Genomic DNA, 21,232 nt, shown 5'->3' with positions numbered 1-21,232 from the left:
GTGAATTGGTTGTGGCAGCACAAATACCTTAGCGCAGTCCCGTCATGTCGGCCGGTGCACTCCTGCATCATGGCGGATTTTAATGGCATTAAGGAAAGGATAATCAGACGACCAGCGCACATATTCAGGTATATAGTGATGAGCATGGGAGAGAAACGCACCGTCTACATGGACCATTCCGCCACCACGTACGTCAAGAGAGACGTACTGGATGCGATGGTTCCCTATTTCACCGAGCACTTTGGCAACCCCTCGTCCATCTACCACATTGCCCGCGACTCGAAGAAAGCGATCGATATAGCCCGGGCACAGGTGGCCAAGGCCTTAAGCGCCGAACCGGACGAGATCTACTTCACTTCAGGCGGAAGCGAGTCCGACAACTGGGCGATCAAGGGTGTCGCATACGCGAACAAGAAGAAGGGCAACCACATCATCACCACGAAGATCGAGCACCACGCAGTCATCCATACCTGCGAGTACCTGGAGAAGAATGGCTTTGAGGTCACTTACCTCCCGGTCGACAAGTACGGCCTCGTGGATCCTGCCGATCTTGAAAAGGCCATTACTGACAAGACTGTTCTCATCTCGATCATGTACGCCAACAACGAGATCGGTACGATCGAGCCCATCGCGGAACTGGGTGCAATAGCCCGTAAGCACAAGGTGTATTTTCACACCGATGCTGTGCAGGCGATCGGCAATGTCCAAATCGATGTGAAGGCCCAGAACATCGACCTGCTCTCCCTTTCCGCCCACAAGTTCTACGGCCCGAAGGGCACCGGCGTCCTCTATATCCGGAAAGGGACAAAGATCGACAACCTGGTCCATGGCGGGGGCCAGGAGCGGCGGCGCCGTGCGGGGACCGAGAATATCGTGGGCATTGTCGGCTGTGGTAAGGCGATTGAGCTGGTGACTGCCGATATCGAAGGGCACAACAAGCGTATCCGTGCCCTGCGGGACCGGCTCCTCTCGGGGATCGTTGCGAAGATCCCGGATGCCTACCTCAACGGCCATCCCGGGAAGCGGCTGCCCGGCAACATCAACATCAGCTTCGAGTTCATCGAGGGCGAGTCGATGCTCCTCTGGCTGGATGACGAGGGGATCTGCGCATCTACCGGCAGTGCCTGCACCTCCGGCTCCCTTGAGCCGTCCCATGTCCTGCTCGCGACCGGTCTGCCGGTGGAGATATCGCACGGGTCGCTCCGGCTGACGCTGGGTGATGTGAACACGGACGCGGACGTGGACTTCGTGCTTGAAGTACTGCCAAAGGTGGTCACCCGCCTGCGGGAGATGTCTCCCTTGTATCATAAGAGCGGAAAGGATGGAGGCTGCAATGTACAGTGACAAGGTCATGGATCATTTCAAGAACCCGCGGAACGTGGGTGAGATCGAGAACGCGAGCGGCGTTGGCGAGGTCGGGAACCCGGTCTGCGGCGACATTATGAATATCTACCTGAAGATCGAGAACAACATCATCACCGATGCGAAGTTCAAGACCTTCGGCTGCGGTGCCGCGATTGCGTCGAGCAGCATGGCAACGGAGCTTGTCCGGGGCAAGACACTCGAAGAAGCGTGGGAGGTCTCCAACAAAGCCGTGGCCGAAGCGCTCGAAGGCCTGCCCCCGGTTAAGATGCACTGCTCGGTGCTGGCCGAAGAGGGCATCCACAAGGCGATCAACGATTACCGGAAGAAGCAGGGCCTTGAACCGTGGGTTGAGAAGAACCCGCATTCCCACGAACATGAAAGTGCGACCTGCGAGCATTAACTGCGGAGACAGGTACCGGGTATCGGCAAATCCTGCCGGAACGAAACTGCATATATAATCGCCTCTCCAACAAGAGATCAACGATACACCGGGTTGTGTATGGATGCCGGTTCCGGGATAACCGGCAATCAGGTGAACCATGTTATCAGGACGGGAACTTGAACGGTACAAACGGCAGATCCTCCTCTTCGGGGAAGAAGGGCAGGAGCGGCTCAAGAAGGCGCATATCTTCATTGCCGGGGCAGGAGGACTTGGTTCCCCCATCGCCATCTATCTCGCTGTTGCCGGTGTCGGGACGATTACGATCGTGGACATGGACACCGTTGATCAGTCCAACCTGAACCGCCAGATCCTCCACACGGATCGGGACGTCGGGAAGAAGAAGACCATCTCGGCCCTGGAAAAATTGCAGGCATATAACCCGGACATCACGGTCAACGCGATCGATGCCACCATCAGTGCTGACAACGCCAGCAGGCTCGTGGGCAGGGCTGACGGGATCGTTGATGCAATGGACAACTACCCCGTCCGCTACCTCCTGAACCGGGTTGCGCTCGAAAAGAAGATCCCGTTCTTCCACGGCGCAATCCGCGGGTTCTACGGGCAGGCCACCACGATTATCCCGGGAGAGACCCCCTGCCTTGAGTGCATCTTCCCGAAGGCCCCGCCAAAGGAGGTCTTCCCGGTAGTTGGCGTAACGCCGGGTGTTATCGGCACGGTGCAGGCAACCGAGGTGGTCAAGTATCTCACGAAGAGCGGGAAGCTGCTCTCCGGCCGGCTCTTCACCTGGGACGGCCTGTGTGCAACTGCCGAAGAGATCGCCATTGCACAGAACCCGGCCTGCCCTGCCTGTGGCACCGGGACAATTAAGGAGATGAAATGACCGTCAAAGTACGTTTTTTTGCCCGGTTCCGGGAACTGCTCGGAACGGATATCCTCGCAGAGCCGGGGAAGGGCGCCGCCATAAGTACCCTTGTCAGGGACATCGCACAGGAAAAGAAGGAAGGCTACGATGCGATCTTTGACGAACACGGTAATTTCCGCGAGTTCGTCATCGTGATGCAGAATGGGAAACGGGTCGAGACAGCCGACGCGGGGAAGACGGTCATTGCAGATGGCGATGAAATCGCCGTATTCCCGCCGGTTGCCGGCGGCTGATACAGGAGTGTTGCCATGATTTCCATCCAGCATGAAGATGTGGATATCGGGAAACTGATCAACGATGCGAAGAGTTCCGGCACCGGAGCGGTCGTTATCTTTGACGGCGTGGTCCGCGACGATGACATCCGGGAGATGGAACTCGAAGCATATGAGGAAGTTGCACTCAAGGAACTCAAGAAGATTGCGGAGGATGCAACGACACTCCACAACCTCCTCCACGTTGATATCATCCACCGGATCGGCAGGCTATCAGTTGGCGAGAACATCCTCATCATCGTGGTCAGTGCCGGCCACCGCCCGGAGGCCTATGCCGGCTCGCGCTACATCATCGAAGAGATCAAGAAGGGCGTCCCGATCTGGAAGAAGGAGCTCACGAAGGATGGCGGGCGGTGGGTGCCGGGTGACCATGCACACGGGTCGGGCAAACCCACATAATCGTTTAATTTTTTTACGTCAGCGGTTTCCCGGTGAACCATCGATCAGTGCATTCATGAACCGGTCGCGGATCTGTTGAGGGCTGAGCGGAATATTCGGGACATTGCTGTTGCCCGGCATTATCCGGGCATGGATAAACGCAGGTCCGCCGTGCGCCGATGCGGCAAGTGCGGACTCCAGTTCCCCCGGGTCATGCACGGTCCACGTGTGTTCGAAACCCGCCCCCATCGCGAGCAGCCGGAGGTCGGCGGTTTCACACCCCGGCCGGGGCTGGTTACCCGTGCTGCCGAAGACGCCGTTATCAAGACCGATGACCGTGAGGTTCTTTGGAGCTGTAGCGGCGATCACCGGGAGGATCGACGAACCGAGCAGGCTCCCGTCCCCGTCAATGACGATCACCCGCTTGTCCGGGCGAACGGTGGCGATACCAAGGCCGATGGCTGATGCCTGTGTGTAACTCCCCAGCATGTAGAAATTCTCCGGCCGGTCTTTTGCTGCATACAGTTCTTTTGAAGGGACGCCAATGTTGGAGACCAGCACTTCGTCCGTTACCCGGGCTGCAATGGTCTCTATCGCATCGAACCGTGTCATGACCGGTCTCTTCCACTCCCGTGTATACGCAATTTTTACCGGGTGACATGGGGTGATGCCTGGCCCGGGCGATGCCGGTAAACACTCACGTTCTTCGATAAGGCCTGGGGGGACAAGGATAACGTGGGGCGTATTAGCCCGGAACGCCGCCACAATGGCATCGCCAATCCGGTGCGGCGTACTGTGGCCGGAGAGGATGGTGTGCGGGATCCCTGCCGCTGACAGGATCGCGGGAAGCGGGCGGTTGAACGGGACCTGGGCCGGGATCACCTCGTCATCCCCGCCACGCCAGCTGGCAAGGATCGGGAGCGGGAGGCCGAATGTTGTCGAAAGCGAGAGGATCGCGTTGAGCATGTTCCCAAGACCCGAACTCTGGAGCGCGACCAGCGGCCGGGCACCGGCAAGGGATACCCCGGCGGAGATGCCCACACCGTCCTCTTCCCGGGTCAGGCCGATATGCCGGAACTCCTCGGGCAACCGGAAGAAAAGGCCTCTTGCCTTATCGCAGGGTATCGAACAGACGAGATCGATCTCCTGCTCTTTCAGTTCTTCAATTACATTGTTCTCATCCATGGTGTGCGATCCACTCCTCAAGCATCCTTACTATCTCGTCCCGGGACTCGTCCAGTGTTATGGTTGCGGTAGGGGGGACGGGGTGGAGGGTGAAATCCTCACGGATCCGTTTGTATCCGCCACCGGTGAGGTTCAGGAGAATATGATCATCAGGGCCGATAATATCTTTCTCTAACGCCTGAACAAGGGAGGCCGTTGCAACCGCTGCGGCAGGGTCCAGGTCGATTCCCACGGTCTCCTCTACCAGTCTCATCGCCTTTGCCCCTGCCGCATTCGGAACACCGTACATCCGCCCGTCGGTTTCCTGCAATGCATCGAAAAGACCCCCCCGGATACCATATGGCGGGTTCCGGTTTGTCAGGACATCGGACATGACCTTCCCGATATTCTCTGTTGCATCGGGCATATCGTCTGCGGGCACGATCTCCCGCCGTCTCGCCTCCCACGCCGACACCATGGGAGTGAAAGGCAGGTTCTGGGCAAGGTGGAGCCGGGGGAACCGGTTCCCGTATCTCCCATCCCTGATGAGCCTCATCGCTGCTTCCCATGCAGCGATCGCCCCGGTGCCGCTTCCCACTGCCTGGAAATAGTGGTCGGGGATCCGGCCGGTCGTTACTGCCGCATCGAGCATAACCGTGCCCATGCCGTCCCTTCGTGCAACATTCCTTGCGCCTCCTTCCGGTACACATCCGGGAACGGTGGCGAGCGTGTTGCTGACCGCGATCGCATCCGAATAGTCCCCCTGCACGGCGACAAGGAATACCTTCGGGGCCGGTTCCGTTGTCCAGAGCCGGTGGACCGCCTTTTCCGGTATGACAATGACGACCGGCCTCCTGCACCGGGCTGAGAGTTCCGCAAATGCCCTGCCGGTATTACCGGCCGATGCGATCACGGGAACAGAATTACCCAGTTCCTTCAGGCGCTGCATCGTGGGGGATGCTTCCAGTTCCTTGAAGGAACCCGTGGTCAGGTTTGCCCCGATCTCCGGGAAATACCCGGAGAAGGAGATGGAGAGATGTGAAAGCCCGAGCTCGCGGGAGAGCTCGCTGCTGGTGAACGTGACCGGCCCGCCGGAAGGGAGGAGCGGGGCATTGACCGGCAGCCATGCAAGGTACCGGTAGATCCCCGTGTGGGGTGCAAGGTGCAGTTTCCTGCTGCAGTACTCTGTCCTGAGCAGGGAGTCATGGCCTTGTGGGCAGGAAAGAAGAGAAATATCGTCCAGTGTCTCGCCCCCGCCAACACACCGGATCCGGTACTTGGGTATCATGCTGCTCCCTCACTGTATCCTGATGTCCTCGAGCCTGACATGGAGGCCCCCCTTCTTTTTCAGCACCATGTTCACGACTGCCGTGTGCGACAGGTCCAGCATACAGTATCCCGGCAGGAACCGCTGGCGTGCTCCCAGTACCGGCGGCCTCGTGATTGTCCGGGCAATGCCCTCGAATGCATGGACGTGGTAGGCCTGGACATCGTGCACGTTTCCCCTCTCCTTACGGGCCTCGAGCGGTCCGACCGTGTGGCACTCAAGGACTCCCGTAACCGGATTGGCGGAGAGCACCCTTAGCGCATGGTATACCGGGCAGCCGGGTCCCGCCGGCCGTCCGGTAACGATCTCCCCGGGACGGATATCCCAGCGTTCCACCAGGTCTGCCCGGAACGGTACCACGAACTTGCGGGCTGACGGTTCACCCGGGAAAGCGGTAAGGACAAAATCGTAATGGTTTCCCAGCGCGTCACTACCGGAGTATGCTGCGGTTCCTGCAGTACTCACTTCTCCGGCAGTGTAGAACGGGCAGTCTGCAAATGCCTTTTTACCGGAAGCAACCAACGTTTCGAACTGCCCGCAGCTCGCGGATCCGCAGGCGCCACAGTCCTTGCCCGGGGGAACCCACGCCATGTTCAGTCGCCCCGGTAGATGTTGTCCGCCTCATCGAGCGGGCGGATGACGCCGAAATGGTGCTGCCACCCGATCTCTTTCTTGCCGATACAGATGGTGCAGACCCCCAGCGGCGGGGTCCCGCGGAGGGTGATCGCATCAGCATTGGCGATGTCCGGGTGTTTTGCAATTGCCTGCATCAGGTACCGCATCCCGGTCCCCTGGATCGCATTCGTCTCGATGATATCGATATCCGGTGTGACCATACGGATGCACTCCCGGAACACCTCCTTCTCCGCCTGCGAGATGAGGTCTGTCTTGGTGACGACCGCTGCATCCGCGAGAGCAATCATCGGGGCCATCTTGAGGGGCGTGTTGCTCCCGGAGACCGCGGAGAGGACGGCGATACCGAACGACTGGGTGGTGTAGGGGGTGCACCGGAGGCAAAGGCCGGCACTCTCGATGATGAGGATTCCGGCACCGAGCCCGTCAGCCCAACGGATCGCATCCCGCATGATCATGATGCCCATGTGGTCCGGGCAGAGGTCGCCCGAATATACCTTGCGGGCAGGAATACTGAACTCCGTACTGAGTTCCTCATCCTCGAATGCCCTGACCACATCGATCTTGAGGAAGGCCGGGGCTTCAGTTTTCTGGAATTCGCGGATGATCTGCCGGATCACCGCGGTCTTCCCCGCACTGGGTGGCCCGGCAACGATGATGAGTTTCATGCGGTGACGACCTGTTTTTTCCCGGGCAGGGGATCGGTTTCAATCAGGTCGCCGGCACGTATTTTTTCGCGGAGTTCCCCAAGGAATGCGTCAATCCCGGAGATGTGCGAGACCATCTCCCGTTCGGCAGTACCCGGTTCGAGCACACCGGTCACCGCACCGTTCTTCATGATAATCCGCCGGTCAGTGATCATGGCAAGGAGCGGGTCGTGGGTGACAAAGATGACGGCCTTGTTGTAGTGCTTGAGGCAGCGGATTACCTTCTCCTTGAATATGCCGGCGTTTTCCACTTCGTCGAGAAGGAGGATGGGGGTCTGCCCGATCAGGATGGCGTCAGCGATGAGCAGGGACCGGGTCTGCCCGCCCGAGAGTTCAGTCATGCGCATGGACTCGGCGATCTTCTCACCGGTGAATTCGTTTGCAAGCGTAACAGTCCGTTTTACGAGTTCGAGCGCATCGGTATCGCGGGCTCTGATATGGAGGGCGAGGAACCGGCAGACCGTGAGGTCGGCGATGACCCGCGTGTTCTGGGTGATGAGCGCAATGGGCTTTTTCGACGGGTCGCGGACCATTTCATCCGATGGAGGCACACCGTTGATCAGGATGGAACGGCCTGTTATGGTATCCCCCTGTGCAAGCACCTCGATGTCATTGATGAATGCCGATTTGCCGGAACCGGTTGATCCGACGATGGACAGGGTATCCCCCGGGCAGAGACTGATCCGGTCGAACCCTTCCCGTTCACCACCCCGGTTGGTGCCGGGAAGGACTGTGAGGCTCATGAACTGTTCGCTGCGCATACTCAAGGATGATCGCACCAGTATTCAAATAGTTTTCCAAATCTCCTAAAAAATTAACCTTATAGTAATAATTATAATCCTTAAAATACCACTTAAGGGTTAATATGCTGTCAAAGAGGATATTCGAGATCAACTTCACCACCGCACTGAACGAAGAGCTGGAGCGGAAGAACATGAGCGTGAAGGACCTTGCTGACCTCACCGGCATCCCTGTCTCCACCCTGTATAAGGTCACGACAGGAGAACGGGACCCGCGCCTCTCCACGGTAAAAAAGATCGTCTCGGTCCTGGAACCGGAGCACCGGCAGTTCATCGCGGTGATTGCAGCAAAATTCCTCCTTGAATCGATCGAGACCCGTGAGATCGAGTTCAACGGGAAGACCTTTGGTATCCGGGGATACTCGGCCAATTCCCTTGAGGAGTGTATCGTGGCCGCAACCCGTGCAGAGAAAGACCGTGCTTCCGGCATTATCTGTGCCCCAATCCTTGCATCCATCGTGGAGAAGATCGTCGATGTCCCGGTTGTCATGCTCCGTCCCGACCTCTCCGTGATGAGCGAGGCAATCACTGCCGTGGCAAAAAGGATTGGGTGAAGCATGTCCCGCACCGCTCCCCTCCGGATCGGCCATCTCTCGACCATATACCACACCGCATTCCTCCTACGGGGGACGCAGATCCTCGCGGACCAGGGCATTGATGCGACATGGGCGCTCTATCCCTCGGGTCCGGATATTATCAACGCGATGCAGGCCGGGAAGATCGACCTCGGGTATATCGGGCTCCCCCCGGTGATCATCGGGATCGACCGCGGGCTCTCCCTTGCCTGTATTGCAGGAGGTCACGTAGAAGGGACGGTGATGGTCGCCGGCCCGGATGTCCGGACGCTTGACGAGTGCGGGGGCATGGAGAAATTCCTCTCGCAGTTTACGGGAACGGCGATCGGAACACCCCCGAAAGGCTCCATCCATGATGTTATCGTAAGCGAACTCCTCCGGGAGCGTAGGATCCGTGACGTGGCCGTGAAACACTACCCGTGGGCGGATTACCTTCCCGATGCGCTGCGCGAGGGGGAGATCGCGGCCGCTGCCGGGACACCGGCCCTTGCTGCAACCGCCCATCGGTATGGTAATGGCCGGCTTGTGGTCCCACCGGACCGGCTCTGGCCGTTCAACCCGAGTTATGGCATTATCGTTATGAGGGAAATGCTAAAAGAGCGCGACCTCCTTGTCCGGTTCCTGTATGCCCACGAGGCTGCCTGCGAGATGATCCGGAACAACCCCCATGCTGCCGCCCGGGTCGTGGCAGGTACGACCGGCATGGTGGACCCTGACTTTGTCCTGGATACGTACCGCATATCCCCGAAATACTGCGCTGCACTCCCCCGCGAGTATGTTGACTCGACGATGAAGTTTGTCCGGACCCTGAAGGCGCTCGGGTATATATCCCGGCCGATCAGCGAGGACGAGATCTTCGACCGTTCGCTGATCGCAGCTGTGCACCCGGGCCCGCACCATTACGACGCGGGAATGCCGGGATAAAAAACCTGTTCCGGGAAGATCAGGAAAAAAGGCGGGGTTTATTCCCCGATCTGGATCGTAGTCAGTTTCACGGACTCCACACCCTTCTGGGACATGAGCCGCTCGGCGAGCGCCTTGAGCTGCGACCCGTCGCCATGGACCAGGATCACTTCAAGGCACCGCTCATGGGTGACATGCGAGTGGAGCGAGGCCTTTATGAGCGCGTGGTACTCGTGCTCGATGTCGGTGATGTTTGTTAAGAGGTTGCGCTGGTCGTGGTCGTACACCATCGTGATGACACCTTCACGCTCGCCCTTGACATCGCTCATCCACTTGTAGTAGGTGATGTAGGTACGGATCGCGTCCCGTATACCTTCCGACCGGGAGGAATACCCCCGGTAGTTCAGGATTTCATCGAACCGTTCGAGCAGGTTTTTCGGCAGCGAGATGCCTATCCGGGAAAGGTCGTCGTCCATGGGCATGTACTATCAGTGATGAGTGTATGATTGCTGATTGTTTTTTAACGTTTTGAAAAAAACCGGAGAAAGTATTACTTGGTAATATCGGACTGGGCGATCTGCCGGTGATTAACCAAGTGACTCTAAGCGCCTGCACGCCTCGATGAGCGTCTCGTCCTTCTTGGAGATTGGAGAGGTCGCAGACCTCGACAACCTGAAGGGAGGCAAAAGCCGACCTTCAGGTATGTGAACCGTCTACAGTCTCTAACCTTTTGCAGGCCTCAATGAGGGTTTCATCTTTTTTCGAGAACGTGAACCGGAGCTTCGTCTCGCCACCGGTATGGTAGAACGAGCTGCCCGGAACCGCAGCGACACCGGCCGTCTCCACGAGATGACAGGCGAGCTCCGTGTCGCTCATACCGAACGAACCGATGTCGGTGAAGATATAATACGCCCCTTCCGGCAGCTCACAGGCAAACCCGGCCTTCTTCAGGCCCTTGTAGAGGATCTGCCGCTTGCGGTCGTACTCCACGGCAAGTTCCTTATAATAGGATTCCGGCAGCTCAAGCGCTGCAACACAGGCCCGCTGGAGGGGGGCAGGGGCACCGACCGTAAGGAAGTCGTGGATCTTCCGGATGCGGTCTGTCAGGGAAGCATCTGCGAGGGCATAGCCGACCCGCCACCCGGTGACGCTGTAGGTCTTGGAGAAGCTGCCGATCGTGATCGTCCGGTCCTCCATCCCCGGCAGCGAGCCGATGGAGATGTGTTTGTGCCCGTCGTACACGATGTGCTCGTAGATCTCGTCTGTGATCGCCACCACGTTGTGTTCGATGCAGAGGTCCGCGATGAACGAGAGTTCCTTCTTCGTGAAGACCTTGCCGGTCGGGTTGTTGGGCGTGTTGAGAATGATCGCCCGGGTCTTTTTGGAAAACGCGGCCTTCCACTTCTCTTCATCGATGGAGAAGTTGTCCGCGAGCGGGACAAACCGTGGTGTTGCTCCTGAGATCTGTGCGTCCGGCCCATAGTTCTCGTAGAACGGCTCCGGCACGACTACCTCATCGCCCGGCTGGATGATTGCAAGCATCGAGGCCATCATCGCCTCGGTCGACCCACAGGTGACGGTGATCTCCTCTTCGGGATTGAAGTCCATGCCGTTGAACGTCTTCACCCTTTTTGCGAGCGCCTCACGGAGGTCCTTTGCCCCCCACGTGATCGCGTACTGGTTGATGTCGTCTTTAACCGCCTCGCACGCCGCGGTCTTCAGTTCCGGGGGACAGGGGAAATCCGGGAATCCCTGTGCAAGGTTGATTGCATCGTGTTTCAGCGCGAGCCGGGTCATCTCGCGGATCACGGATTCGGAAAAGGTGTCGGCCCGGGAGGGGTGGGTGGCAAAGAACGTTCCCGGGGATTGTGCCGGCATGGTCTTTCCCTTGCCGGCCGATTTACGCTGCATGCTGATCAGGTTGGCACGTGATGAAATATAATGTGAGGATTCTGCGCGACTGCACGGCGAATTCCGGAATTGCATATATTTTCTCATGAGCCGGGGGGTTCTGCTTACCTGATGTGAACACATTGCGCAACTTTTATTTACTTAAGGCAAGTAAATTTGATCCGTATTATTATGCATATTATGGAAGGATTCTTACCCTGGCAGTGGTGCATTGTCTGGTGGCTCATCGCCCTACCCTGCCTGGCATTTGGTGTATGGCAGCTGAAGAAAGTGATGGAGAAAGACCGCGAGGCCCTGCCCCTGCTGGGAGTGACCGGCGGGTTCATCTTCATCCTCTCGTCCCTGAAACTCCCTTCGGTCACCGGGAGCTGCTCCCACCCAACCGGTACCGGCCTCTCCGCCATCTGTTTCGGACCATGGATCACATCGGTTGTCTGTGCAATCGTGCTCCTGTTCCAGAGCCTCTTCCTCGCCCACGGCGGACTTTCGGTGCTTGGGGCGAATATCGTTTCAATGGGGATTGTCGGCCCGGTGATCGGGTATGCGATCTACCGGCTGCTGAAAGACACGTCCGTCAACATCTACCTGACCGTCTTTTTGGCAACAGCCCTTGCGGATATGTTCACGTATGTCACCACCTCGCTTGAGCTGGCACTGGCCTACCCGGCAGAAGTCGGCGGTGTTGCAAGCTCGTTCATCCTGTTCATGGGGATCTTTGCGGTCACGCAGGTGCCGCTCGCAATTGTTGAAGGCATTGTGCTTGCGCTCGTCTTCAAGTACATAGTGGCCCTCAAGCCCGACATCCTGATCCGGATGAAGATCTTCTCTGAATCGCAGATCAACGCAGCCCGGGGTGAGGCATAATGGCGAAGAATTACCTCCTGGAGATCCTTACCGTGGTTGCCATCCTTGCATTCTGCGCGGTCTTCCTCTATACCAGTTCGACCATGACGGGGGCAGAATTTGCCGGGTCCGATAACGTGGGTTCCGGTATGATTGCGGAATTGTCCGGTAAATCCGTGGACAGTTTTACCCCGCTCATCCCCCAGTATGAACCACCCAGCGGTGAGATCGAGTCCTGCCTCTTTGCTCTTCAGGCTGCATTCGGGGGTATCCTGATCGGCGGTGTGTTTGGGTTCTGGCTGGGCCAGAAGAAAAATCTAACCGAGTCAACGACCAACCAGTGATCCATGTTTGAGGAACTGCTGGAGGATGTGGCCCAGAACAATGGCCTGCGCGAGGTCAATACGACCGTCAAGCTGGCAGTTGGTCTCGGGGCAATCGTCCTCTGCCTCCTCTCCACCAGCTACCTTTCCCCCCTTTTTATTGCCCTCGTCCTCTCCGCGGCCATCCTCCTGCTCGCCAGGATTGACATAAAGACCTACGCGGAACTCTTCCTTGTCCCGCTCTGGTTTGCATTCTTGAGTGCAATCGTCATTGTCCTGATCTCAGGCGGGGAGCATATCTTCTGGAGCTGGAACCCCCTGTCATTCCTCTCGCTCTCCATCACCCGCGAGAGTATCAATACGGGTTTCTTTATCTTCTGCCGGGTGATCGGGGGCATGTCGGCCCTGCTCTTCATTGCGCTGACCACCCCCATGACCGATCTCTTCGCGGTGATGCGGAAGGCCTGCGTGCCTGACTTCGTGATCGACCTTGCTATGATCATTTACCGCACGATCTTCATCCTCATGGACCAGGTGCGGCAGATCTACCATGCCCAGGTGATGCGCCTCGGGTACTCCACGTGGCGCGAGTCGATCACTACCTTTGCCTCGATGTGCGGGGCGGCCTTCATTGCGAGCTGGGATGAAGGGGACGACCTGATCCGGGCCATGGATGCCCGGTGTTATGACGGGAAGTTTGCGCTGATGGGGGAGAGCCGGCCGGCCGGGTTCCGGTCGGTTGCGGCCCTCTGCCTCTTCATCGCTTCTGGTTCGGCAGCAGTGTACGTATCGCAGGGAATGACCCTGTTATAGGAGACCAGTCCATGAGCAGCATTATCCTTGAAGCACGGGATGTCCGGTATCGCTACCCCCGGGGCCGGGAGGCGATCACCGGGATCAGTTTCCATGTCCGGCGGGGCGAGAAGATCGCGCTCGTGGGCCCGAACGGCGCCGGCAAGTCCACGCTCCTCCAGATGTTCAACGGCATGATCCGCCCGGACTCCGGCGTCATGCTCTTTGACAATGAGGAGATCCGGTACGACACCCGCTCGCTCCGCCAGGTCCGGCGCCGGGTCGGCTTCCTGCTCCAGAACCCGGACCGCCAGATCATTGCGCCGACCGTGTACCAGGATGTGGCATTCGGGCCCGTGAACCTCGGGTATGATGAAGCTGCCGTGAAGGAGGCTGTGGCGGTGGCCCTCCGGCAGGTCGGCCTTGAAGGTTTTGAGCGTCGGCCTCCCCACCATCTCTCGGGCGGGGAGAAGAAACGCGTGGCCATCGCCGGTGTGCTCGCGATGGACCCGGATGTGCTGGTTTTTGATGAGCCAACCACGGGGCTCGACCCGTCAGGCTCGGAAGACTTAATGGAACTGCTCGATGAGCTGAACCATGACGGCAAGACGATCATCATCTCCACGCATGATGTGGAACTCGCGTACCCGTGGGCGGACCGGGTCATCCTTCTCGCCGATGGCCGGATCATCCGGGAGGATGTGCCGGATGTGGCGTTCGGGAACCCGACCTATGTCCGCATGGCGCACCTCTCGATCCCGGTGCTGCTGGAACTTTCGGTGGAACTGGAGAAACGCGGGTTTACTATCCCTGAGCGCAAGCCCCGGAGCGTGCTCGACATGGTCCACATCATCGAGCACCAACACTCTCACGGTCATTGTTGCCACTCAGCACCCGGCACCATCACGATCTGCAACGTCGACATGATCCCTGATGGTACTATCCCCGCCTGGGTTCAGGAACGGCCCGGCATTGCAGTCGGTGCCATGGGGACGCGGGCCAAGCAGTGTGCTGCAACGGAGCAGATTGCACTCGAGTTCACCTACGGCGTCATCGATAAGTGCATCCTTCGGGCCCTGCGGGGGAAGGACTCGCTTATTCTCACTACAGGAAACATGGTAGGCCGGGTCTCCGAGCGGGTGGAAGCGTATGGCAAGGAGAGCGGGAATACGATCAGGGTGGTTAACCTGAACACTGCAAACCAGCCTCCCGTAACGGGGTTGACGAATGAAGAGATGAAAAAGGATGATCCTTCCTACTGAAAACCATGAACATCATGAAGATGACGACCATGATCATCACAATCATCACCACGGCCATACCCACACGCACGGTATTGTGGACCCATCCATTCTCACCACCGAACAGGGTATCCGTGTGGTCAAGTGGTCGTTTGCCGGCCTGTTCGTCACCGCCTCCATTCAGGTAATCATTGTCTATTATTCCGGCAGTATCGCCCTGCTCGCTGACACCATCCACAATTTCGGTGATGCACTCACCGCGATCCCGCTCCTCTTCGCATTCATGCTGGCCAAGTGGAAACCAACGAAACGGTTCACCTACGGGTATGGCCGGGTCGAGGACCTTGCCGGCGTCTTTGTCGTGCTGATGATCCTGGTGTCGGCCCTTGTCGCCGGCTATGTCTCCATTGACCGGCTTTTCCACCCGCAGGAAGTAACCTTTCTCTGGGCGGTGGCGGCGGCAGCAATTGTCGGTTTTATCGGGAACGAGGGCGTGGCACAGCTCCGCATCCGGGTAGGAAAGGAGATCGGCAGTGCCGCACTTATTGCAGATGGTTACCATGCACGAACAGACGGGTGGACGAGCCTTGCGGTCCTGATCGGTGCAACCGGGGTGTATCTCGGCTTTCCGCTTGCCGACCCGGTCATCGGCCTCATAATCACGGTGATGATATTCTGGATTGTTTGGGATTCGGCAAAGATGATCTTCACCCGGCTCCTCGATGGCGTTGACCCGGCAGTTACCGACGAGATCCGCCATACTGCCGGGCATGTTAAAGGTGTTGTGGAGATTACCGAGGTCAGGATCAGGTGGTTGGGCCACCGGCTCCACGCGGAGATCAACATCACGGTCGGGTCATCGCTCTCCGTGGAATCCGGCCACGCGATTGCAAAAGAGTTCCGGCACGAACTCCTTCACCATCTCCGATACCTGTCGGATGCCACGATCCATGTCGATCCGGTGTCCGCATCGGGACAGGACTATCACCATATCGCGGAGCACGACCATGACGGGCTGCCGGTACATTCGCACTGAGCCGGTCATAAGTGCATGGGGGGTGGTACCCCCCCTTCCCATTCATTTTGGTCGGATCCGGCGCCAGGGACCCCCCCGCCACTGATGGGAGGGGTAGCTACCCCTCTTAGTACGGGAGGGATGGGTACCCCCCTCTGCCATTTTTCCGGAAGCGCTGGAAAATTATCGCTCCGTCGGAAACTCCAGTGGAACTATCACGGTTGTTCATGCAGGTAAGGGGGGTAGGTACCCCTACGGGCCATGGAGGGGTGGGTAGGGGAACCCCCCCTCCGGATTCTAAATGGGGTGGAGGAGGGTGCCTGCCACTGAGGGAGGGGGGACTACCCCCTGCTTTACCATTTCCTCCTCACGCTCTATGTCATCATGTTTGTCAACAATCCGGATGTTATCCTACCCGGGCTCCCGGTGTAACCGAATACCAGCGATTGAAATCAACCAGTCACGTTTATTCACTATCAAAAATGATCCTGTAAAAACATTTTAAATTCGCAGAGTGTGTCGGTCGCTCTTCGTATTCCTGCAAAAACTGATCCGGCGGGCAATGAAAACGGACGCGGATGTGCTCATCGGTATATTTGGGAAGAACAAGCAAGTGAAGAAAGTCTTCTGGATCATCTTCCTTGCACTGGCCGGGCTGGTCCTGGCACGGATCGTGGACCCGGTGACAGCGCAGCAGATTGTCGGGGTGATTAGAGGGATGGGGGTGTAAACCACGGCATAACGTCGGGGATTGTCACGCCAACGGGCATTCCAATTTTTATTTGTGCAACAAATAAGCAAATTTTATTTAGTTAAAACAAATAAGGTTGATCCTGTATTATCATGCACATCATGGAACGATCCGGTGTTGGTGCTGCTTGACACGGAGCAGCAAGAATCCTCTCAAGTCTATCCTGCGGAACAAGCGGGCTGTCTCACGCCTCCAGATCCTCGCAGAAATTGCTGAACACCAGCCCGCCGTGCGCCAGCTGGAAATTGCCGCGAACCTCGGCATCACTCCGCAGGCGGTCTCGGAATATATCCGTGAGCTTGTTGGGGAGGGCATGGTCTCGGCAAGTTACCGGGGCAATTACGAAGTAACCAGGTCCGGCATCGAATGGATGCTGGCGAACGCCGGGTCCCTTGAATCCTATGCCCGGCATATCCGGGAGGACATCGTCCAGCAGGTCTCGGTCTGGACAGCGATCGCTGCCGGGGACCTCAAAACCGGAGACGGCGTCGGGGTGTACATGCAGGATGGATTCCTGTATGCAGCAAAAAAGCCAATGAGGGCAACAGGTTCGGTTATCGCGGATGCAAAGAAAGATGAGGATGTCGGGATCGAGAGCCTGATCGGGATCATCGAGCATCACGAAGGTGCTGTCCATCTCTGTAAGGTGCCCCGGATCATGCATGGAGGTTCACGGAAGGTACAATCGGACCAGCTGAAGGAGATCGTTGCAAAGGCCGGGATGGTGGCAGCAGTCGGGCTCGAAGCCTATGTTGCACTGAAATCTGCAGGCAGGGAACCGGACATGTTCTTTGGAGCCCGGGAAGGCGTGATCGAAGCAGCGTTCCACGGAATCGACTGCGCGATTGTGATCGTAGACGAGGAGTTCACGGATATTACAACGCGTCTGGACGGTGTGAAGCTGACATACGTGATCCATGATCTGATCGTACCCTGAAGATCATTATCCAGCACCTGAATAAAGAATCCGTGAGTGGCAGGAAACCGGATGTACCGATAACCTGAAAACAGAAGAATTTGCAGGCAGAGCCGAAGTAAAAAGATCCCGGCAACAGCTGCGATAAGTCGAAAAGGTAATCACTGTCTGGTTGCCATTGTCTTTCTTATCATGAAAGGAACCGGAGCTGATGCGATTTGACACAGGATGCAAGGGATCCTATCAACTCTATCCTGCGGAGCAAGCGGGAGGTCTCGCGCTTCCAGATCCTTGTAGAGATCACGGAACACCAGCCGGGCATCCGCCAGCAGGAAATTGCCGATAAGATCGGCGTGACCGCTCAGGCGATATCGGAATATATGCGCGAGCTCGTCGATGAGGGCATGGTATCAGCAAGCAGCCGGAGCAATTATGAAGTGACGAAGAAGGGCATCGAATGGGTTTTGGCGAATGCCGAATCGCTTGAAACCTATGCCCGTCACATACGGCGCGACATCATCCAGCAGGTCTCGGTCTGGACGGCGATTGCTGCCGGGAATCTTAAAGCCGGAGATGAAGTCGGGGTATACATGAAGAACGGGTTCCTGTATGCAGCGAAGAAGCCGGCTGCTGCGACCGGCTCGGTCCTTACAGACGCACAGACCGGCGCGGATGTCGGTATTACGGACCTGAGCGGGATCATCGACCATCACGAGGGCACTATCCACATCTGCAAGGTGCCCCGGATCCAGAACGGCGGTTCGCGGAAGGTGCATAAGGACCGGCTCAGGGAGATCGTCTCACCGGCCGGGATGGTGGCGGCGGTCGGGCTCGAAGCCTATGTCGCATTGAAATCCGCAGGGAGGAAACCGGACCTGTTCTTTGGCGCACGGGAAGGGGTGATTGAGGCGGCGTTCCACGGGATCGACTGCGCGATCGTGATCGTGGACGAGGAGTTCACGGATTTCCTGAAGCGGTTGGAGAGCAAGGAACTCGCGTACGTGATCCACGACCTGATCGCGCCGTGAAGATCATTGCCCGGCATCAGAGAGGGGTACCCACCCCCATAATTTTTTCCGGCTCATACTTGTTTACAGGAATGGAATCGTGTAATTCACCCGCCTCAATGGCACCGGATCGTGTATCTCCCCGGCAGAAGGATGGCTCTTCCCCAGACAATATGCGAATGGTTTACCGGGGATTCCGTCACTCCCGTTACGGGAGGATTGTCAAAAAAATGGGCTGTGCGTTCGTTCTCGTGCTGCTAAAATTCCCTCCCGTGTACTGGTATGTCTTACGAAGGTTCCGGTACTGCAATCATGCCAGAGCTTAACACTCTTTTGGACCGGGTATCGATGATCTGGTAGGTGAGGTGATCGTTGAACTTTACTGAGAACTCACCGGATGACCCGTGGCTCTGCCAGGTGACGACCCCGTCCTCATCCTCATCAGTCCACCCATCGGCATAGAGCACGAACCGGTCCCCGGTGCCGATTCGTGTTACGGAGCCCGCACCATATCCCTGGATGTATTGTGTCAAGGAGGAACCGGTCTCGTTCCACCCGGTTGGTTCAAGGCGGTTACTGATAACGGTTCGTTTCGTTGATGACGAACGTGACCCGAGCGCGAACTCGACACCGTTGAGATTGACCGGATCGCCGCTCATGTGATCAAAGATTATGTAGGCATAGTTATGGCCGTGATCGGACTTCACGACAAAACCCGAGACAACGATATTGGCACTCAGGGCTTCTTCCGATGAATCGAATGAGAACCCCCCGGCAAAGGCTGCAATGATCCCGGCAACAATGATGGTGATGGCAAGGATGAGCATGACGCCGAAGACTTCGGATATGCCTCTTGTAATGTCAGGATCCCTTTGTTCCGGTTTCATGGCGTTACTCCTCCAGAACAATATCGGCCTTGTACAGCACATTCCCGGCAGGTCGGTAAACAATATCGATCTCGGCAACCGCGTTTTTCGCGATGAGTTCGTCAAGTTCAGTTGTGCTTACCCCGAGAAACTGTGCCGTTGCCTCCCGGGTTCCTGTACCGGCAACAGCACCGGTTTTCCATATCCCGGAACCAAATGAGTTGTCCGCATTGATCCCGGACTGGGATTCGTAGATATACGGTACCCTGACTTCCTGCCCGTTGATGGTGGAAGGGGTGGACTGTGCATCCTGCACATGCTTGATGACCGCACCCTGGCTGTCCTTCACCCAGGTATGGATCTCCAGATCTTGCGTACGGAGGGCATCTCCCCCGTGATGTTCGAAGAGGATATTGAAATCGTCACCCTCACCTCCGCTTTTCACCATGAGGTTGACCTGAGGACTTGTTTTCAGTTCGCCGGTCGAACCTCCTACATACGCGGAGAGCGTTGCTGCAATGATGATGGTCGCCGAGAGCATCAGCATTACACCGATGACCGGGGAGACCGCCTCCTCCCGTATCCCGGGATCCTGCCCGGTTCTGCCCGTCATTCAATACTATTGTTGCAGTTTTGTAAACTTAACTTTTGTTATATCAAGTCTATTTGTTTAATGGGGCCGGAGAGACCCGGATGCCCCTGCAATACGACAGGGCTTGCAGGAACGGCGTGGGAACCCGGAGAAAAAACCGGGCTTTACCCCGCTGATCCAAAGAGCATCATCTGGACGATCATCCGCAGGTTGAAGAAGAGGACACCCGAGTACAGGAATATTACGAGGACGAGGAGATAACTCCCGGAGCCGGTAACCGCCCTGTTGCAGCAGATGGCAGCAAGAGCGATGAAGCACAGAACAAAGAATTTGACCATGCCGTGCAGGACCGGGTCTGCGACAAAAAATGCCATGAACTGGTTGAGTTCATGGCCACCCAGAAAAAGGATGTATTCGGTAGAGAGGATATCGCATAAGAACAGGAACCCCAGCAGGAATGTGCCGAATGCGATCTCGAATAACCGGGGGTCCCTTACCGTGCGATGGGCAGTCCTTATACCGGAAGTGTGTATGGTCATCTTTCCTGAACGTACCTGGAGTACTGGTTATTATTATCCGGTTTTGTAAATCAAATTATAAAATGTTGCCGGCGATTTTCTCCTGCCGCCCTGCGCTTCTCAACCTCCCCGGGCAATTCCCGGCAGATCCTTCTCCCGTGTATCATACCGGTGATCGTTGTCCCGGGACAGGAAGATACCATTCCCTTGATGGCAGTCATGGATACAGGCTCCCCCCGGCCCAGTACGCATCGTAAGAACAAAATACGGGCAATCGCCTATATTGACTGGACTATGTGTTGCAGGCGAACCGGGGGTCACCGTTCCGGCATGACCAATGACGATGCCCTCTCACCGGTTATCGGAGAGATGATGATGATCGTCCTTGCACTGCTGCTGGTCTCGCTCTTCTCGCTCTCGCTTGCCGGGCTCCTTCCTTCCGGCAGGGATTCAGCGATCGATATTACACATAACGAGAGTGCTGACGGGATATTCCTCTGGCATAAAGGCGGGGACTGGGTGGAAACGTCCGGTCTTCAGGTCCTGATCATCCAGGGAAAAAATACTACTACCATCAGACCCAGCGACATTGAGGCGTTCTCGCTCGTCGACGATGACGGGAAGACCGGCAGCCGGACCTTTGATCTCGGGGATCATATACGGATTGATCTCACGAATGTCGTCCTGCCGGATACCTTCAGGGATGGTAATGTCATCCGGCTGGTGAATTCCCGGAATGTTATTTTTTCCGGAACTGCAAATCCCCGATGATACCCTGTTTTTTTATACAAGGTTCCCTTCAGCCTCAATTCCGGCCCCGTGTCCGTACCCGGGAATCCAAACCGGGTTGTGCTACAGCAATTCGGTTTGAGAGATACTATAGAGAATAGCGAAAAACCCGGCTTAGATTTTTATCTTAGTACATCGAAAGAAAAAATATGGGCGGGTTTGAGGATTATTTCCTGCACCAGGAATATACAAAGATCGCCGGCCTTGGCAACAAGTTAG

General features: G+C 57.1%; 26 protein-coding genes. 16 read left to right on the top strand and 10 right to left on the bottom strand.

Features of this window, described 5'->3' with window-relative positions; translation table 11 throughout:
* Positions 1–144: 144 nt before the first annotated feature.
* From nifS to M0R30_RS02385, 5 genes are all read left to right on the top strand, one after another.
* A complete protein-coding gene (gene nifS / locus M0R30_RS02405) occupies positions 145–1,344 on the top strand; it encodes a cysteine desulfurase NifS (protein WP_292542857.1) in 1,200 nt (399 codons plus the stop codon).
* Positions 1,334–1,765 carry a Fe-S cluster assembly scaffold protein NifU gene (gene nifU, locus M0R30_RS02400; protein ID WP_292542855.1) on the top strand — a complete coding sequence of 144 codons (432 nt, stop codon included), beginning with the start codon at positions 1,334–1,336 and terminating at the stop codon, positions 1,763–1,765. Before nifS ends, nifU begins: the two co-directional genes overlap by 11 nt.
* A 139-nt stretch (positions 1,766–1,904) precedes the next feature.
* Positions 1,905–2,648: a HesA/MoeB/ThiF family protein gene (locus M0R30_RS02395; RefSeq protein ID WP_292542854.1), complete on the top strand. Its 744-nt coding sequence runs from the start codon at positions 1,905–1,907 to the stop codon at positions 2,646–2,648.
* Positions 2,645–2,923 (top strand): ubiquitin-like small modifier protein 1, encoded by a 279-nt coding sequence (locus M0R30_RS02390; protein WP_292542853.1) that lies wholly within the window; start codon positions 2,645–2,647, stop codon positions 2,921–2,923. The genes M0R30_RS02395 and M0R30_RS02390 overlap by 4 nt, the downstream gene beginning before the upstream one ends.
* Before the next feature lie 15 nt (positions 2,924–2,938).
* The gene (locus M0R30_RS02385) at positions 2,939–3,361 is read left to right on the top strand and encodes a molybdenum cofactor biosynthesis protein MoaE (protein ID WP_292542850.1); all 423 of its coding nucleotides are present in this window, start codon (positions 2,939–2,941) and stop codon (positions 3,359–3,361) included.
* Between the two features lie 18 nt (positions 3,362–3,379).
* Here M0R30_RS02385 and comE read toward each other — a convergent pair whose 3' ends face one another.
* From comE to M0R30_RS02360, 5 genes are read right to left on the bottom strand one after another with little or no spacing between them, the layout of a single operon-like run.
* A complete protein-coding gene (comE, locus tag M0R30_RS02380) occupies positions 3,380–4,525 on the bottom strand; it encodes a sulfopyruvate decarboxylase subunit beta (protein ID WP_292542847.1) in 1,146 nt (381 codons plus the stop codon).
* Positions 4,518–5,792: a cysteate synthase gene (locus M0R30_RS02375; protein WP_292542845.1), complete on the bottom strand. Its 1,275-nt coding sequence runs from the start codon at positions 5,790–5,792 to the stop codon at positions 4,518–4,520. The genes comE and M0R30_RS02375 overlap by 8 nt, the downstream gene beginning before the upstream one ends.
* A gap of 9 nt (positions 5,793–5,801) precedes the next feature.
* Positions 5,802–6,422 (bottom strand): (Fe-S)-binding protein, encoded by a 621-nt coding sequence (locus tag M0R30_RS02370; RefSeq protein WP_292542843.1) that lies wholly within the window; start codon positions 6,420–6,422, stop codon positions 5,802–5,804.
* A 2-nt stretch (positions 6,423–6,424) separates the two neighbouring features.
* Positions 6,425–7,132 carry a GTP-binding protein gene (locus tag M0R30_RS02365; RefSeq protein ID WP_292542840.1) on the bottom strand — a complete coding sequence of 236 codons (708 nt, stop codon included), beginning with the start codon at positions 7,130–7,132 and terminating at the stop codon, positions 6,425–6,427.
* Positions 7,129–7,932, bottom strand: a complete 804-nt coding sequence (locus M0R30_RS02360; RefSeq protein WP_292542838.1) for an ATP-binding cassette domain-containing protein — start codon at positions 7,930–7,932, stop codon at positions 7,129–7,131. Before M0R30_RS02360 ends, M0R30_RS02365 begins: the two co-directional genes overlap by 4 nt.
* Before the next feature lie 104 nt (positions 7,933–8,036).
* Here M0R30_RS02360 and M0R30_RS02355 point away from each other — a divergent pair, with 104 nt between their 5' ends.
* On the top strand, positions 8,037–8,525 hold the full coding sequence (locus M0R30_RS02355; RefSeq protein ID WP_292542836.1) for a helix-turn-helix domain-containing protein: 489 nt from the start codon (positions 8,037–8,039) through the stop codon (positions 8,523–8,525).
* Positions 8,526–8,528: 3 nt separating this feature from the next.
* Complete coding sequence (locus tag M0R30_RS02350; RefSeq protein WP_292542833.1) at positions 8,529–9,470, top strand: ABC transporter substrate-binding protein; 942 nt, start codon at positions 8,529–8,531, stop codon at positions 9,468–9,470.
* Positions 9,471–9,508: 38 nt separating this feature from the next.
* Here the strand turns inward: M0R30_RS02350 and nikR are convergent, their stop codons facing one another.
* Entirely contained in the window at positions 9,509–9,931 is a 423-nt protein-coding gene (gene nikR, locus M0R30_RS02345; protein WP_292542830.1) for a nickel-responsive transcriptional regulator NikR, read from the bottom strand.
* A 214-nt stretch (positions 9,932–10,145) separates the two neighbouring features.
* Positions 10,146–11,360, bottom strand: a complete 1,215-nt coding sequence (locus M0R30_RS02340; protein ID WP_292542827.1) for a pyridoxal phosphate-dependent aminotransferase — start codon at positions 11,358–11,360, stop codon at positions 10,146–10,148.
* Between the two features lie 171 nt (positions 11,361–11,531).
* On the opposite strand from M0R30_RS02340, the gene M0R30_RS02335 reads away from it, so the two are divergent.
* From M0R30_RS02335 to M0R30_RS02300, 8 genes are all read left to right on the top strand, one after another.
* Entirely contained in the window at positions 11,532–12,224 is a 693-nt protein-coding gene (locus M0R30_RS02335) for an energy-coupling factor ABC transporter permease (protein ID WP_292542824.1), read from the top strand.
* Positions 12,224–12,547: a cobalt transport protein CbiN gene (locus M0R30_RS02330; RefSeq protein WP_292542821.1), complete on the top strand. Its 324-nt coding sequence runs from the start codon at positions 12,224–12,226 to the stop codon at positions 12,545–12,547. The genes M0R30_RS02335 and M0R30_RS02330 overlap by 1 nt, the downstream gene beginning before the upstream one ends.
* Before the next feature lie 3 nt (positions 12,548–12,550).
* Positions 12,551–13,339 carry a cobalt ECF transporter T component CbiQ gene (cbiQ, locus tag M0R30_RS02325; protein WP_292542819.1) on the top strand — a complete coding sequence of 263 codons (789 nt, stop codon included), beginning with the start codon at positions 12,551–12,553 and terminating at the stop codon, positions 13,337–13,339.
* 11 nt (positions 13,340–13,350) lie between these two features.
* Positions 13,351–14,580: an ATP-binding cassette domain-containing protein gene (locus M0R30_RS02320; protein ID WP_292542817.1), complete on the top strand. Its 1,230-nt coding sequence runs from the start codon at positions 13,351–13,353 to the stop codon at positions 14,578–14,580.
* Positions 14,564–15,595, top strand: a complete 1,032-nt coding sequence (locus M0R30_RS02315; RefSeq protein ID WP_292542814.1) for a cation diffusion facilitator family transporter — start codon at positions 14,564–14,566, stop codon at positions 15,593–15,595. Before M0R30_RS02320 ends, M0R30_RS02315 begins: the two co-directional genes overlap by 17 nt.
* 541 nt (positions 15,596–16,136) lie before the next feature.
* Positions 16,137–16,304, top strand: coding sequence for a hypothetical protein (locus tag M0R30_RS02310; RefSeq protein ID WP_292542812.1), 168 nt, complete (start codon positions 16,137–16,139; stop codon positions 16,302–16,304).
* Positions 16,305–16,452: 148 nt separating this feature from the next.
* On the top strand, positions 16,453–17,262 hold the full coding sequence (locus M0R30_RS02305; RefSeq protein WP_292542810.1) for a winged helix-turn-helix transcriptional regulator: 810 nt from the start codon (positions 16,453–16,455) through the stop codon (positions 17,260–17,262).
* A 197-nt stretch (positions 17,263–17,459) separates the two neighbouring features.
* Positions 17,460–18,269 carry a winged helix-turn-helix transcriptional regulator gene (locus M0R30_RS02300; protein ID WP_292542808.1) on the top strand — a complete coding sequence of 270 codons (810 nt, stop codon included), beginning with the start codon at positions 17,460–17,462 and terminating at the stop codon, positions 18,267–18,269.
* Between the two features lie 266 nt (positions 18,270–18,535).
* Here M0R30_RS02300 and M0R30_RS02295 read toward each other — a convergent pair whose 3' ends face one another.
* The 3 genes from M0R30_RS02295 to M0R30_RS02285 all read right to left on the bottom strand — a co-directional run bounded on the left by M0R30_RS02295 (position 18,536) and on the right by M0R30_RS02285 (position 20,245).
* Positions 18,536–19,135, bottom strand: coding sequence for a type IV pilin N-terminal domain-containing protein (locus M0R30_RS02295; RefSeq protein WP_292542806.1), 600 nt, complete (start codon positions 19,133–19,135; stop codon positions 18,536–18,538).
* A gap of 4 nt (positions 19,136–19,139) precedes the next feature.
* Positions 19,140–19,727, bottom strand: a complete 588-nt coding sequence (locus M0R30_RS02290; RefSeq protein WP_292542804.1) for a type IV pilin N-terminal domain-containing protein — start codon at positions 19,725–19,727, stop codon at positions 19,140–19,142.
* 143 nt (positions 19,728–19,870) lie between these two features.
* Complete coding sequence (locus tag M0R30_RS02285; RefSeq protein WP_292542802.1) at positions 19,871–20,245, bottom strand: DUF5658 family protein; 375 nt, start codon at positions 20,243–20,245, stop codon at positions 19,871–19,873.
* Positions 20,246–20,554: 309 nt separating this feature from the next.
* Here M0R30_RS02285 and M0R30_RS02280 point away from each other — a divergent pair, with 309 nt between their 5' ends.
* A complete protein-coding gene (locus M0R30_RS02280; RefSeq protein WP_292542800.1) occupies positions 20,555–20,995 on the top strand; it encodes a type IV pilin N-terminal domain-containing protein in 441 nt (146 codons plus the stop codon).
* Positions 20,996–21,232 lie beyond the last annotated feature (237 nt).

The organism is Methanoregula sp. (genome assembly GCF_023227875.1).
Classification (GTDB): Archaea; Halobacteriota; Methanomicrobia; order Methanomicrobiales; family Methanospirillaceae; genus Methanoregula.
This window is presented reverse-complemented; position numbering and strand designations above follow the sequence as displayed.

What these genes read in the sequence shown, in the direction of transcription:
- nifS (WP_292542857.1), top strand. Translation starts at nt 145, where the DNA reads ATGGGAGAGAAACGCACCGTCTACATGGACCATTCCGCCACCACGTAC.
- nifU (WP_292542855.1), top strand. Translation starts at nt 1,334, where the DNA reads ATGTACAGTGACAAGGTCATGGATCATTTCAAGAACCCGCGGAACGTG.
- M0R30_RS02395 (WP_292542854.1), top strand. Translation starts at nt 1,905, where the DNA reads ATGTTATCAGGACGGGAACTTGAACGGTACAAACGGCAGATCCTCCTC.
- M0R30_RS02390 (WP_292542853.1), top strand. Translation starts at nt 2,645, where the DNA reads ATGACCGTCAAAGTACGTTTTTTTGCCCGGTTCCGGGAACTGCTCGGA.
- M0R30_RS02385 (WP_292542850.1), top strand. Translation starts at nt 2,939, where the DNA reads ATGATTTCCATCCAGCATGAAGATGTGGATATCGGGAAACTGATCAAC.
- comE (WP_292542847.1), bottom strand. Translation starts at nt 4,525, where the DNA reads ATGGATGAGAACAATGTAATTGAAGAACTGAAAGAGCAGGAGATCGAT.
- M0R30_RS02375 (WP_292542845.1), bottom strand. Translation starts at nt 5,792, where the DNA reads ATGATACCCAAGTACCGGATCCGGTGTGTTGGCGGGGGCGAGACACTG.
- M0R30_RS02370 (WP_292542843.1), bottom strand. Translation starts at nt 6,422, where the DNA reads ATGGCGTGGGTTCCCCCGGGCAAGGACTGTGGCGCCTGCGGATCCGCG.
- M0R30_RS02365 (WP_292542840.1), bottom strand. Translation starts at nt 7,132, where the DNA reads ATGAAACTCATCATCGTTGCCGGGCCACCCAGTGCGGGGAAGACCGCG.
- M0R30_RS02360 (WP_292542838.1), bottom strand. Translation starts at nt 7,932, where the DNA reads ATGCGCAGCGAACAGTTCATGAGCCTCACAGTCCTTCCCGGCACCAAC.
- M0R30_RS02355 (WP_292542836.1), top strand. Translation starts at nt 8,037, where the DNA reads ATGCTGTCAAAGAGGATATTCGAGATCAACTTCACCACCGCACTGAAC.
- M0R30_RS02350 (WP_292542833.1), top strand. Translation starts at nt 8,529, where the DNA reads ATGTCCCGCACCGCTCCCCTCCGGATCGGCCATCTCTCGACCATATAC.
- nikR (WP_292542830.1), bottom strand. Translation starts at nt 9,931, where the DNA reads ATGCCCATGGACGACGACCTTTCCCGGATAGGCATCTCGCTGCCGAAA.
- M0R30_RS02340 (WP_292542827.1), bottom strand. Translation starts at nt 11,360, where the DNA reads ATGCAGCGTAAATCGGCCGGCAAGGGAAAGACCATGCCGGCACAATCC.
- M0R30_RS02335 (WP_292542824.1), top strand. Translation starts at nt 11,532, where the DNA reads ATGCATATTATGGAAGGATTCTTACCCTGGCAGTGGTGCATTGTCTGG.
- M0R30_RS02330 (WP_292542821.1), top strand. Translation starts at nt 12,224, where the DNA reads ATGGCGAAGAATTACCTCCTGGAGATCCTTACCGTGGTTGCCATCCTT.
- cbiQ (WP_292542819.1), top strand. Translation starts at nt 12,551, where the DNA reads ATGTTTGAGGAACTGCTGGAGGATGTGGCCCAGAACAATGGCCTGCGC.
- M0R30_RS02320 (WP_292542817.1), top strand. Translation starts at nt 13,351, where the DNA reads ATGAGCAGCATTATCCTTGAAGCACGGGATGTCCGGTATCGCTACCCC.
- M0R30_RS02315 (WP_292542814.1), top strand. Translation starts at nt 14,564, where the DNA reads ATGATCCTTCCTACTGAAAACCATGAACATCATGAAGATGACGACCAT.
- M0R30_RS02310 (WP_292542812.1), top strand. Translation starts at nt 16,137, where the DNA reads ATGAAAACGGACGCGGATGTGCTCATCGGTATATTTGGGAAGAACAAG.
- M0R30_RS02295 (WP_292542806.1), bottom strand. Translation starts at nt 19,135, where the DNA reads ATGAAACCGGAACAAAGGGATCCTGACATTACAAGAGGCATATCCGAA.
- M0R30_RS02290 (WP_292542804.1), bottom strand. Translation starts at nt 19,727, where the DNA reads ATGACGGGCAGAACCGGGCAGGATCCCGGGATACGGGAGGAGGCGGTC.
- M0R30_RS02285 (WP_292542802.1), bottom strand. Translation starts at nt 20,245, where the DNA reads ATGACCATACACACTTCCGGTATAAGGACTGCCCATCGCACGGTAAGG.
- M0R30_RS02280 (WP_292542800.1), top strand. Translation starts at nt 20,555, where the DNA reads ATGACCAATGACGATGCCCTCTCACCGGTTATCGGAGAGATGATGATG.